Here is an 11,968-nt window from a genome sequence, read left to right as displayed (position 1 = left end):
GCGCAGCACGCCGGAGGGACTATGAAGGCGCGGGTCCTCACCCTCAACACGCTGTTCCAAGGCAACTCGCGGGCCCGGCTGGGCGTGCTGGCCGGAATCCTGGAGGAGGCCGACTACGACGTGGTCTGTCTCCAGGAGGTCATATCGCCGCTGAACCTGGCCCGTCTCCGGCGTGCCGTGAAGTCGTACCCGCACGTGGCGCACGCGTCGGCCTTCCCCGTGGTGCGCGGCGGTCTGGTGACCCTGTCCCGCCTGCCGATCGTCCGCCGGAACTACCGCGCGTTCAAGCCCACCCGCCCGGCGCGCCCGGAATGGCTGATGCGCAAGGGCGCGTTTTTCACGCGCGTCCGCCTGCCCGCCTCCGGCGGTTTCCTGACGGTCGTGAACACGCATCTCTCCGCGAACATGGACATGGACTGGGCGCCGTCCAACGTCTACACGAAGACCGAGGAATCCGAACTGCGCGAACTGGCCGCCCACATCGGCAGGGTGGACGCGGCAGAACCCATGGTCGTCATGGGCGACTTCAACGTCCCCCGCGACCATCGCCTGTTCCAGGATTTCGCGTCCGCCGCCGGTTTGCGGGACGCGCTGAACGGTGACACGGCCACCACTTACAACCCCGACTATGCCGCGATCGGGCCCATTGACCAAATGCTCATTAGGCCGGGCATGGACGCCACCACCCGCGTGGTCTTCAAGGACCGCATCCGCCTTCCCGATGGCACCGAGACGTATCTGTCCGACCACTACGGCATAGAAGCGACCATCACCACCATGGCCTGACCCGGCCCCACCTCCATGATCATCGAGCGGGCGCCGCGGCCGTGGGACCCGGCTCCCCGGGCGTTAGGCTGCCGGTATGTGCGAGACGGCGGGCACACCCGGGGAGGCTTCGGCGGCCATGCCGCGCCCGGCGGCGGGGACGGCGGTCGACCCGATCGCGACCGCACCACCGAGTTCGAGCGCGGAATGCCGCCCCCGCACCAGGCGTGGACGGGCAGCGAGTGGGTCCACGACCCGCTGGTGATCGACGACCAGGCGCTCATCGTGAACGTCCGCGACCGGGGGCTCGTCGTGCTGACGGGCTGCGGGCACTCGGGCGCGGTCAACATCGTCCGGCACGCGCAGCGGCTGACCGGCGTCGACCGCCTGCACGGCCTCCTCGGCGGGTTCCACCTGGGCGGCCCGGCGTTCGAACCGATCATCCCGCCCACCGTCCAGGCGCTGACCGAGTTCGCCCCGAGCCTCGTGGTCCCGGGCCACTGCACGGGCTGGCGCGCCCAGCACGCGCTGGCCGCCGCCCTGCCCGACGCCTGGGTGCAGGGCAGCAGCGGCACCACGTACCGCCTGTCCGCCGCGTCCGCCAACTGATCCCGGCCCGACCGACGCGAGCGGTCGGCGGCGGTCAGGAGCGCTTCGGTTCGAGGTGCAGGGCGGTGATCCCGCAGTCGAACGGGCGGGCCGCGACGAGCTGGAACCGCTGGTGGCCGTCCACGTCGGGGAACACGGGCAGCCCCGCGCCCAGCGAGGCCGGGTTGACGAGCAGGTGGAGCTCGTCGATCAGCTCCCGCGCGATCAGGTTCGTCACGAGCGTGCTGCCCCCGTAGGCGATCAGGTCGCCGCCGGGCTGCGCCTTCAGCCCGTTCACGATCTCCGAGAGGTCGCCCCCGGCGACGGTGGCGTTCTTCCACGGCGACTCGGTGAGCGAGTCGGAGATGACGACCTTGGGGGTGTTGTTCATCCAGTCGATGGACTTCTGGTCCTCGCCCTCCGGACCGCTCTCCCAGGCGGGGATGAAGCCCTCGGCGAGCTTGCGGCCCAGCACGATCGTGTCGACCGACCCGGACAGCTCGTCGAGGTAGGCGTTGATGTCGTCGGTCCAGGGGAAGGTCATCCAGTCCATCTCGCCGTTCGGGCCGCCCATGTAGCCGTCGAGGGAGGTCTGGACCTGCAGCTTGAGCTTGCGCATGGGTTTCGTCCTTTCGAGTCAGGTCGTGCCGGCCGGGGCGGCGGACCCCGCCGTCCCGATAGCCCGAACACTGGCGGAACCCGTTTACGGAATCTTTACGGGTGCCGTCCCGCGCCACCTGACGTGCCCGAACGGGCAGGTGAATCACTGGAACGCCCGGTGTCCGATCGTCGCACGGCGGGCGCCGGAGCCGGGCCGGGCGGGCGACGGGAAGGGCGCCCTTGGGTAACTTGGCGGTGTCACGTCGGGAGAGGAGGAGCCATGTCGTCCTCGACCGTGTCGGGGGCCATCGGCACGGGACGGCTGGTTTCGCAGGTGTCGCGGCGGCGCAACCTCGGGGTCCTGCTGCGGGAGGTGCACCGCGACGGCGCGGTGTCGCGCACCGAGCTCGCCGACCGGATGGGCGTCAACCGGAGCACGATCCTGACGCTGATCAGCAAGCTCGCGGCGACGGGCCTGGTGCGCGAGGAGACGTCGGCGACGACGGGCCGCGCCGGGCGGCCGTCGCTGGTGGTCCGTCCCGAGACCGGCCAGGTGTACGTGCTGGCCTTCGACGTCGCGGTCGACCGCCTCGTCGCCGCCAGGGTGGGGCTCGGCGGCACGGTGCTGGAGCGCAGGGAGGCGGCACGGCGCCGCGGCAACGACGACCTGGACGAGGTCGTCACCGTCCTCGCCGGCTTCGGTGCCGAGCTCGTGGCCGCCGCGCCGCCGGACGCGACGTGCGTCGGCGTAGGCGCGTCCTACTGCGGCCTGATCAGGGCCGCGGACGGGAAGGTGCGGCTGGTGCCCACCATCGGCTGGACGGATCTCGACTTCGGCCCGGCGCTCGGCCGCCGCCTCGGGCTCGGGCTGCCCGTGGCCGTCGGCAACGAGGCCCACCTGGGCGCACTGGCCGAGCACGAGCGCGGCGCGGGCGCCGGCAGCAGGAACCTCGTCTACCTCCACGGCGACGTGGGCGTGGGCGGCGGCATCATCGTCGGCGGCAGGCTGCTGGACGGCGACGAGGGCTACGCCGCCGAACTCGGGCACATGATCGTCAACCCCTACGACGGGCGGCCCTGCAACTGCGGTTCGCGGGGCTGCCTGGAGGCGGAGGTGGGCGAGGAGGCGCTGCTGGAGGCGGCCGGACGCGCCGGCGGGCCGCTCGGCCGCGAGGGCGTGCGCGGCGTCGTGCAGGCGGCGGAGCGCGGCGACGCGGCCGCCCGCGCGGCGCTGGACCGGGTCGGCGACTGGCTCGGCATCGGCGTCGCCAACCTGATCAACCTGTTCAACCCGGGTGTCGTGATCTTCGGCGGCATGCTGAGCGAGATCTACCGCGGCGCCGCGGCGCAGGTGGACACCCGCGTGCAGAACAGCGTCCTGCCGGTCTCCCGGGAGCGCGTCGCGCTCCGGACGGCGGCGCTCGGGTACGACTCGACCCTCGCGGGCGCGGCCGAACTGGGCTTCGCCGCGCTGCTGGCCGACCCCCTGGGCGCGCTGAGCCGCTGAGCTCGGCGCGCTAGTCGAGGACCAGGAAGACGATGCCGCCGATGAGGTGCGCGAGGACGGTCACCACCAGGACGGCGATGAACACGGCCTTGGCCGTCGGGTGGTCGAACATGGACCCGGGACGGCTGCGGTGGGACGACCGCTCCTGGGCCTGCCGCTCGAGCTGCTCCAGAGACGGCAGGAAGGACGGGCGCTTCAAGGCCATCGGGTCTCCTCCCCGGTTGCGTGGTCGTCACCCTGGTCAACGCGCGGCAAAGCGGGGTTAGTCCCCGCGATTCACTCCCGCGGGGGAGCGGTGCCGCTCCGGGGAGGGAGGCTCGACCCGGGGCGCGCCGCGGAGCATGAAGGCGTTCACACTGAGGAGGACGCCATGACCACCGCCCGCCCGGTTCCCCGATGGGCCGACGTCGTCGCCCACATCATCCCGTTCACCGTGCTGCCGTCCGGAATATGGCGGATCGCGCTCGGCCTCGGCGGGCCGATGGGCTTCGGGAACGGAAGCGAGCTCACCGACTTCCCGCACCCGATCGGGACGCCCTACGTCTTCTCCCTGAGCATCCTCGCCGAGCTGTTCGCGCTGCTCGCGATCGGGCTGGTGCGCCCCTGGGGCGAGGTCTTCCCGCGCTGGTTCCCGCTGATCGCGGGGCGCCGGGTGCCCGTCTCGTTCGCCGTCGGGGCGGCGTCGCTCGGCGCCGCCGCGGTCACCTACCTCAGCGTGGACACGGCGTTCGTCTGGGACGAGGCCATGGCGCTGCCCGGGAGCCCGGACGGGTTCGCGGAGACCGTGATGACCGCCGCATACGCGCCCTGCCTCGCCTGGGGGCCGCTGCTGGCGGTCGTGACCTTCCACTACTACCGCCGCCGCACCGCACGCCCGGCCCCCTCCCTGACTGACGCGGCGGCGCCGGTTCGCTGACTAGCGGCGTGCTAGCTCGTGCGGAGGTCGGTGATGGTGATCGGCTGCTTCGGTTCGCCGTCGTCGGCGCCGCTGCTCAAGCCCGCCTCGGCGACCTTGTCCACGACGTCCATGCCGCCGGTGACGCGGCCGATGACCGGGTAGCTCGCGGGCAGGTTCGGAGCGTCCTCGTAGAGGATGAAGAACTGGCTGCCGTTGGTGCCCGGCCCCGCGTTGGCCATCGCCACGACGCCCCGGGAGTAGCGGGCGCCGGTCGTGTTCTCGTTGGCGAACTGGTAGCCGGGGCCGCCGGTCCCGCTGCCCGAGGGGTCGCCGCACTGCAGGACCTTCAGCGTCGGGTTCGTCGTGAGCCGGTGGCACTCGGTGTCGTCGTAGAAGTTCTTGCTCGCGAGGAAGGCGAGGGAGTTCACCGCGCACGGGGCCTTCGCGGCGTCCAACTCCACTTCGACCGCGCCGAGGCTGGTCCGAATCGTGGCGGTGGACGGAAGCCGCGAGGCTTCGGACGGGGGCGTTCCGACGTCCTTGATGTCGCCGCTGGCGGGCGTATAGGTGCAGCCCTGGGCGGCGGCGGCCGTGGGAGTCACCTGAGTCACCGGTCGTCCGCCTTCGGCGGTTCCGCTCAGTCGCCAGTAGACCGCCGCTGCGGCGACCCCGACGGCGGCCAGCAGCACGAAGGACGCGGCCACGGCGGTGATCACCAGCGGCCGGTTGCCCCGCCGCGGAGCAGCCGGGTACGGATGCCCGGCCGGAGCCGGTACGGGGGGCGGGAACGCCGCGGCAGGGGGCGCGTGCGGGAACGGAGGCGCGGTGGCCGCGGCCCCCGGCCAGGTGCCCGGCTCGCCGGCCGGTTCCCGCGCGGGCGGCGCGCCCGCGGGCAGGGCCGAGGAGGCGGCGGAGGTGCCCTCCGCCAGGAGGTCCGCGTCGGAACCGGTGCCGAGCAGCCGCTGCAGCACCTGGATCGCGGTGGGACGGCTCGCCGGCTCCTTCGCCAGGCAGGACGCGACGAGGTCGCGCAGGTCGCCGGCCAGCGCGCCCAGGTCGGGCTCGCCGTGCAGGATCCGCTGCATGATCGCCGGGACGGAGTCGCCGCCGAACGGCGGCGTCCCGTTCGCCGCGAACGCCATGGTGCAGCCCCACGCGAACATGTCCAGGGGCGCGCCGCCCGCGGATCCCGCCACCTGCTCCGGCGCCATGAAGGCCGGGGTGCCCACGGCGCCGGTCATGGTGGCGGACGTGGCGTCCAGCGAGCGGGCGATGCCGAAGTCGATGACCCGCGGGCCGTCCGCGCCGAGCAGCACGTTGGCGGGCTTGAAGTCGCGGTGGACGACGCCCGCCTCGTGGATCGCCGCGAGCGCGGTCGCGGTGCCGATGGCGAGCCCGGTCAGCTCGGCGCCGCCGACCGCGCCGCGCCCGGTGACCAGCTCCCGCAGCGACGGTCCCTCGATGTACTCGCTCACGATGTACGGCGGCTCGGCGTCGGCGTCGGCCGCGAGGATGGGCGCGGTGCAGAACGGGGCGACGCTCCGTGCCGCGACCAGCTCCCGCTCGAACGCGGTGCGGGCGCGGGCGTCGCTCCGGAAGTCCGCGTGCAGGAGCTTCACCGCGACCCGCTGCCCGGTGCCGGACTCCCCGAGGAAGACGCTGCCCTGCGCGCCCGCCCCGATCCGGGCGGTCAGCCGGAAACCGCCGACCTCCCGGGGGTCGTTCGGGCGCAGCGGGCGGGTGCCGGGCATTCGTTACCTCCAACGCGGAAGCGGCGTGAGCAGGCTATCCATGATCGCCCGCGCCGCGCCCGCGGGTTCAGCGCGATCCGGCGGGCTCGCGGGAGGACGCGATGAGGTCGCGGTACCAGGTGAAGGACTTCTTCGGCGTGCGCTTCTGGGTCGCGTAGTCCACGTGGACGAGGCCGAACCGCGGGTGGTAGCCCTCCGACCATTCGAAGTTGTCCAGGAGGGACCACGCGTAGTAGCCGCGGATGTCGATGCCCTCGTCGATGGCGGTCCGCATGGCCTTGATGTGGGCGTCCAGGAAGTCGATGCGGGCGGAGTCGTCCACGGTGCCGTCCGGGCCGATCTCGTCCGGGAACGAGCAGCCGTTCTCGGTGATGTAGAGCGGCGGCAGGTCGTACCTGGAGTCGAGCGTACGCAGCAGTGACAGGAACGCGTCGGGGACGATCGGCCAGCCCATCCCGGTCGTCGGGTACTCGGTGATGTCCAGGATGTCGAAGGGGAGCGGCCCTTCGGACGGGGTCGCCAGCCGGGTCGGCTGGTAGTAGTTCACGCCCAGGAAGTCGAGGGGGGCGGCGATGACGGCGAGGTCCTCGGGGCGGACGAACGGCGCCCCGTCCATGAGATCGGGGTAGCGGCCGGTCAGGACGGGCTCGGTGAACAGCCGGTTCATGAACGCGTCGAAGGCGTCCGCGGCGGGCTGGTCCTCGGGGGTCGCCGCCCATGCCGGGGAGTAGTGGTTCGTCAGGCCGACGTTGCGGGCGTTCCTGCTGCGCAGGGCGTGGACGGCCAGGCCGTGGGCGAGGAGCTGGTGGTGCGCGGTGGGGAGCGCGTCGAGCATGAGCGCCCGGCCGGGGGCGTAGACGCCGAACGCGTAGCCGTAGGCCATGACGACCACCGGCTCGTTGAGGGTTATCCACATGTCGACGCGGTCGGCGAGCCGCTCGGCGGCGAGGTAGGAGAATTCGGCGAACCGGTAGGCGGTGTCACGTTCCATCCAGCCGCCCGCGTCTTCGAGCGGTTGTGGGAGGTCCCAGTGGTAGAGCGTCGCGGCGGGGGAGATGCCGGCGGCGAGGAGGCCGTCCACCAGCCGGTCGTAGAAGTCGAGCCCCTTCGTGTTGACGGGGCCGATCCCGGCCGGTTGGACGCGCGGCCACGCGATCGAGAACCGGTAGGAGCCGACGCCGAGGTCCCTCATGAGCGCGACGTCCGCGGGCCACCGGTGATAGTGGTCACAGGCGACGTCGCCGGTGTGGCCGTCGCGGACGCGTCCCGGCGTGCGGGAGAACGTGTCCCAGGTGGACGGGCCGCGCCCGTCCTCGTCCACCGCGCCCTCGACCTGGTACGCGGCGGTGGCGACACCCCAGCGGAACCCTTCCGGCAGCCCCATCGCGCCCCTCCTCGACATGACCCGCGCGAAAACGCGAATAGCCTTCGGATATTAGGGGTTCGGGCGGTGTGCGCGGAAGACTCACCTGACCCCGGGGGGCGACCGCCGGCCCGCGGATGCCGAGGTCCGCCGCGTTGGGGTGACAATGGTGGGGTGACCGAGATCCGGACTCCGCTCCGCCGTCGTCCAGCCCAGCGCCGCAGTGCCGAACGCGTCCAGCGGATGCTCGACGCCTGCGCGGACATCCTCGACGAGGACGGCTACGACGGCCTCACCACGACGCGCATCGCCCAGCGCGCCGACGTGGCGATCGGCTCGGTGTACCAGTTCTTCCCCGACAAGCGCGCGGTCGCGCAGGCCCTGGCCCTGCGCAACCTGGAGGTCTTCGGGGAGCGGGTCTCGGCGCGGCTGGCCGAGGGCGACTTCGCCGAATGGTCCGACACGGTCGGCGCGATCATCGAGATCTTCGTCGAGATGCACCGGACCGTGCCCGGCTTCCGCATCCTGCGGTTCGGCGACGTCGCGGACGTCAACCTGCTCGACTCCGACGCCGACAACAACGCGGTCGTCGCCGAGACGCTCCGCCAGATGATCGTCGAGACCTTCGACCTGCGGGACACCCCCGGCCTGGCCACCGCCCTCGCCATCTCGGTGGAGGCCGGCGACGCCGTCCTGAAGATGGCGTTCCGCAGCGACCCGGCCGGCGACCCGGTGATCGTCGCCGAGGCGGAGCGGCTCATCCACAGCTACCTCGCCTCGCACATCGAAGATTCCTGACCTGTCACACTCATCCGTGACAGATCTCGCAAAGGCTCAGGAACGGGTGAGTCCGCTGGACGTACAAGGGCTCCAGGCGCACAGCAGGCTGCTGATCAGGCAGCGGATACGCCTGATGGTGAACCAGTACGAAGTGCACGCCGAGGCGCCGGGCGGCAAGGAGGGCGAGCTGCTCGCCTTCGCCCAGCAGAAGCGCATGGCGTTCAAGGAGCAGGTCACGCTCTACACGGACGACACGAAGTCCCGGCCGATCCTCGGCTTCAAGGCCCGCAAGCGCATCGACCTCGCCTCCGCGTACGACATCACGGACGCCGACGGGCGGGCGATCGGAGTCTTCCGCAAGGACTTCAAGAAGTCGCTCCTCGCCTCCACGTGGCACCTCGAACAGCCCGGCCTCGGCGTGACGACGGGCAGCGAGCGCAACAAGGCCCTCGCCGTCCTGCGGCGCGTCTGGCAGTTCATCCCCTGGGTGGAAGCGCTCCCGTTCGCGTGGCCGTACCACTTCGACTTCCACGCCGGCGACCAGCTCGTCTTCTCCGTCGACAAGAAGTTCGGCATCCGCGACCGCTACGTCGTCGAGATCCACGACCCGCGCCTGGACCGCCGCCTGGTGATAGCCCAGGCCGTCGGCCTGGACGCCCTCCAATCCCGCTGAGCCGAGCGCGCCGGGAGGCGGGGTCGCAGGCGACTGAAAGAGGCGGCCGGGGGGCCGGCTGAGGGCGCGGGGCTCCCGCCGGGTCTGGTTTCCGCGGGCTTTACATGTTACGAAGGTATGTAAAGCCGTGGGCGGAGCACACCCGCGTCGCGATCGCGCGGCGTCATCCCCCCGAGGAGGATCCCCCGTGAGTTCCTACGACCTCTACTCCACGCCGGTGCCGACGGAGACGTGGAACGTCCCCATGGCCGGTGACACCCGCTTCACCTGGGAATACGACGAGGGCCGCGACCGGCTGCTGAACCTGTACCAGAAGGGCAAGGACAAGCAGTGGGACGCGCAGAAGCGCATCGACTGGGATCTCGAGGTCGATCCGGTCAACATCGCCGGCCTGCCGGAGAACTTCAACCCGCTCTTCGGCTCCGACATCTGGGAGAAGATGTCGCAGAAGGAGCGCGACGAGTTCGGGCGGCACCAGGGATCGTGGCTGTTCAGCCAGTTCCTGCACGGTGAGCAGGGCGCGCTCAACGTGTCGGCGAGGATCGTGCAGACCGTGCCGGACCTCGACTCCAAGTTCTACGCCGCCACCCAGACGATGGACGAGGCGCGGCACGTCGAGCTGTACACCAAGTTCGTGCACGAGAAGATCGGCATGTACTACCCGGTCAACCAGGACCTGGCGAAGCTGCTCGCCGAGTCGCTGGAGGACAGCCGGTGGGACCTGCCCTACCTCGGGATGCAGGTCCTGATCGAGGGGCTCGCGCTCGCGGCGTTCGGCCTCTACCGCGACATGTCGACGAACCCGCTGGTCAAGCAGCTCCTGGCCTACGTCATGCAGGACGAGGCGCGGCACGTGGCGTTCGGCCGGCTCGCGCTCAAGGACTACTACGCCGAGCTCACCGACAAGGAGCGGGCCGAGCGCGAGGAGTTCGTCGTCGAGGGCTGCTACCTGATGCGGGACCGCTTCAAGGGCCGCGAGATCTTCGAGCAGCTCGACATGCCGGTCGACAAGTGCATGGAATACGTCGACAACTCGGATATGTACACGCTCTACCAGTCGCTGCTGTTCAGCCGCATCGTGCCGTGCGTCCGGGACGTCGGGCTGTGGGGCGACAAGGTGCAGGCCGCCTACGCCGACATGGGCGTCCTCGACAATGCCAAGGCCGACCTCGAGGCGCTCATGAAGCAGGACGAGGAGATCGCCGAGAAGGTCGACGAGGAGCGCTACGCGGCCGAACTCGCCGCGCGCAAGGACGAGGTCGACGAGGCCATCGCGCTCGGCGGCACCGCCGAGTAGCCGGGCACGTACCGGACGGGGACGCCCTGCGGGGCGTCCCCGTTTCGTATGCCCGGATTGTTTGTCGGACCTTGTCGCCATTTGGCGGCCCCGGGTTTTCCGGTGAACGAATCCGTAGATCTATATGGGGTTTACCAATTGCTTCTCCAAATGGCCGTGCGCGTCTCCGGGCTGTACTAGCGTCGCCGGTCGACGGTGCGCCGGAAACTGCCGACCGCGGGGCGCACATCACGTGCCACATCACACGTGCAGGGTCAAATCCGAAGAACTCCCGGGGGGAAGCATGTACCGATCCGTCAAGAGCCTGCTGAGCGTCTCCGTCCTCGTGCCGGCCGCCGCGCTCGCCGTCGCGGCCGCGCCCGCGCACGCCGCGCCCGGCCCGTCCACCGAGCTCCTCTACGAGGGCTACGCGGAGGCCGCGCCGGTCACCCGGGCGCTCCCGGAGTCCGTGACCCGGACCGCCGGGCAGACCGCCGAGAAGGCCACGCACAGGGTCGACGGCGTGCTCGGGAGCACCGGGGCCGGGTCCGGCCTGCGCGCCAACCCCGACCCGCTCGGGGGCGCGGTGCCCACCGGCGACCTGGGCGGCCTGACGTCACTCCTCGGGAACGTCGGCCTGGGCCAGACCCTGGGGGGCGGCGGCCTCCGCGAGGCCCGCCAGGCCGAGTCGCCGGTGAGCCTGCTGCTGACGGACGTCCCGGCCACGCTCGGCGCGGCCGGCCCGGCCGGGCTGCCGGTCGGCACCACCCTCTTCCCGCCGAACGCGCGGGCCGCCAAGCCCGGCCCGACGGGGGACCTGCTCGGCCAGGCCGACGGCGTGGTCGACCGGGCCGGCGGCGAGCTCGACGAGGCGGGGAACAGCGTCAGCAAGGTCGTGCGCGTGCTGAAGGCGAGCGAGCGCACCGCGACCAAGGGGGACGGCCCGGTGTCGCTGCTGGACTCGTCCGGTGTGGAGCTGCCCGCCGTGCCCGGTCTCGGCTGATCCCAGCACTGATCAAAACGGGGCGTTTCGCGGATGTCGTAACATCTGCGGGACGCTCCGTTTTCATTATCCGCGCGGTGCTAGTTATATGTCCGAGATCGCGGTTCTCGCGCAGGTAAAGACGATCATCTTGCCCGGTTACGCGCCGCTTCCGAGCAACTCCGCAGGGCAAAAGGTCGGGTGACAAACCCCACAAACCAGGGCTCTGCGTCTTGATTAACGCGAGACGCAACGTACGGTCATCCACGGACCGCTTTCGTCCGGCCCGCCCGCCAGAGAGGTCATCTGCCGGGGGCCGGCAACGGCGAAAGCGGTCGCTCGGTGCGGCGTCTCTGTGATCAAAAAAAGAAGATGCCTTTCCAGCCGCACCTGCCGGACGCCAGACCGCGCTGACGCGGACGCGCCTTGGGATCGGCGCGTGCGGGCCCACGAGCCCGCGGGCGGCGGGGGATTCGGGGACGGTCGACGTCGCCTGAACGCGCCGCGAGCACGGCGTTACGACACGCCGGGCGTCCGGGGACCTGTCCCCGATCAAAGGACACCTCTGTGGGTAGCCCTGTCAGGCGTCTTCTTCGAGCACGCCTACGAACGATTCTGATCATCTCCGGTGCCGCGGTCGCGGTCCTCAGCCTGGGCGCGTTCGCCCTGGTCAGGAGCGACGGCCCAGCGAGAACGGCGCGGGCGGCGCAAACGGAGCCGACGGCCGCGGACCCGCTCGCCGACGAACCGCGCGCCGAACCGACGCGCGCGGCCCGCGGCGGGAC

Annotated in this window: 12 protein-coding genes and 1 pseudogene; 9 read left to right on the top strand and 4 right to left on the bottom strand. The window is 71.3% G+C overall.

Annotated elements, in window-relative coordinates; translation table 11 throughout:
* The first annotated feature begins 21 nt into the window (after positions 1-21).
* On the top strand, positions 22-786 hold the full coding sequence (locus IEZ03_RS34965) for an endonuclease/exonuclease/phosphatase family protein (RefSeq protein WP_184889900.1): 765 nt from the start codon (positions 22-24) through the stop codon (positions 784-786).
* Between the two features lie 78 nt (positions 787-864).
* A complete protein-coding gene (locus tag IEZ03_RS34960) occupies positions 865-1,374 on the top strand; it encodes an MBL fold metallo-hydrolase (protein ID WP_221480932.1) in 510 nt (169 codons plus the stop codon).
* A 34-nt stretch (positions 1,375-1,408) separates the two neighbouring features.
* Here the strand turns inward: IEZ03_RS34960 and IEZ03_RS34955 are convergent, their stop codons facing one another.
* The gene (locus tag IEZ03_RS34955; RefSeq protein WP_184889898.1) at positions 1,409-1,972 is read right to left on the bottom strand and encodes a dihydrofolate reductase family protein; all 564 of its coding nucleotides are present in this window, start codon (positions 1,970-1,972) and stop codon (positions 1,409-1,411) included.
* Positions 1,973-2,233: 261 nt separating this feature from the next.
* Between IEZ03_RS34955 and IEZ03_RS34950 the strand changes: the two genes are divergently transcribed.
* Entirely contained in the window at positions 2,234-3,460 is a 1,227-nt protein-coding gene (locus tag IEZ03_RS34950; protein WP_184889897.1) for an ROK family transcriptional regulator, read from the top strand.
* 10 nt (positions 3,461-3,470) lie between these two features.
* On the opposite strand, the gene IEZ03_RS34945 is transcribed toward IEZ03_RS34950, so the two are convergent.
* Positions 3,471-3,665: a hypothetical protein gene (locus IEZ03_RS34945; protein WP_184889894.1), complete on the bottom strand. Its 195-nt coding sequence runs from the start codon at positions 3,663-3,665 to the stop codon at positions 3,471-3,473.
* A 165-nt stretch (positions 3,666-3,830) separates the two neighbouring features.
* On the opposite strand from IEZ03_RS34945, the gene IEZ03_RS34940 reads away from it, so the two are divergent.
* Positions 3,831-4,376, top strand: coding sequence for a hypothetical protein (locus IEZ03_RS34940; protein ID WP_184889892.1), 546 nt, complete (start codon positions 3,831-3,833; stop codon positions 4,374-4,376).
* A gap of 11 nt (positions 4,377-4,387) precedes the next feature.
* On the opposite strand, the gene IEZ03_RS34935 is transcribed toward IEZ03_RS34940, so the two are convergent.
* Both IEZ03_RS34935 and IEZ03_RS34930 read right to left on the bottom strand, forming a co-directional pair.
* Complete coding sequence (locus IEZ03_RS34935) at positions 4,388-6,109, bottom strand: protein kinase domain-containing protein (RefSeq protein ID WP_184889890.1); 1,722 nt, start codon at positions 6,107-6,109, stop codon at positions 4,388-4,390.
* 67 nt (positions 6,110-6,176) lie between these two features.
* On the bottom strand, positions 6,177-7,493 hold the full coding sequence (locus tag IEZ03_RS34930; protein ID WP_184889888.1) for a GH1 family beta-glucosidase: 1,317 nt from the start codon (positions 7,491-7,493) through the stop codon (positions 6,177-6,179).
* A 153-nt stretch (positions 7,494-7,646) separates the two neighbouring features.
* Here IEZ03_RS34930 and IEZ03_RS34925 point away from each other — a divergent pair, with 153 nt between their 5' ends.
* The 5 genes and pseudogenes from IEZ03_RS34925 to IEZ03_RS38365 all read left to right on the top strand — a co-directional run.
* A complete protein-coding gene (locus IEZ03_RS34925) occupies positions 7,647-8,270 on the top strand; it encodes a TetR/AcrR family transcriptional regulator (RefSeq protein ID WP_132048231.1) in 624 nt (207 codons plus the stop codon).
* Positions 8,271-8,316: 46 nt separating this feature from the next.
* Complete coding sequence (locus IEZ03_RS34920; RefSeq protein ID WP_229808775.1) at positions 8,317-8,925, top strand: LURP-one-related family protein; 609 nt, start codon at positions 8,317-8,319, stop codon at positions 8,923-8,925.
* Positions 8,926-9,112: 187 nt separating this feature from the next.
* Entirely contained in the window at positions 9,113-10,222 is a 1,110-nt protein-coding gene (locus tag IEZ03_RS34915; protein WP_184889886.1) for a ferritin-like domain-containing protein, read from the top strand.
* A gap of 283 nt (positions 10,223-10,505) precedes the next feature.
* Positions 10,506-11,204, top strand: a complete 699-nt coding sequence (locus IEZ03_RS34910; protein WP_184889884.1) for a hypothetical protein — start codon at positions 10,506-10,508, stop codon at positions 11,202-11,204.
* Between the two features lie 546 nt (positions 11,205-11,750).
* Positions 11,751-11,968 (top strand): annotated as a pseudogene (locus IEZ03_RS38365) (hypothetical protein); the annotation flags it as partial.

The organism is Actinomadura livida, assembly GCF_014648675.1.
In the GTDB taxonomy this organism is placed as follows: Bacteria; Actinomycetota; Actinomycetes; order Streptosporangiales; family Streptosporangiaceae; genus Spirillospora; species Spirillospora livida.
Note: the sequence above shows the minus strand (reverse complement) of the source record. Positions and strands in the feature narration are given on the sequence as shown.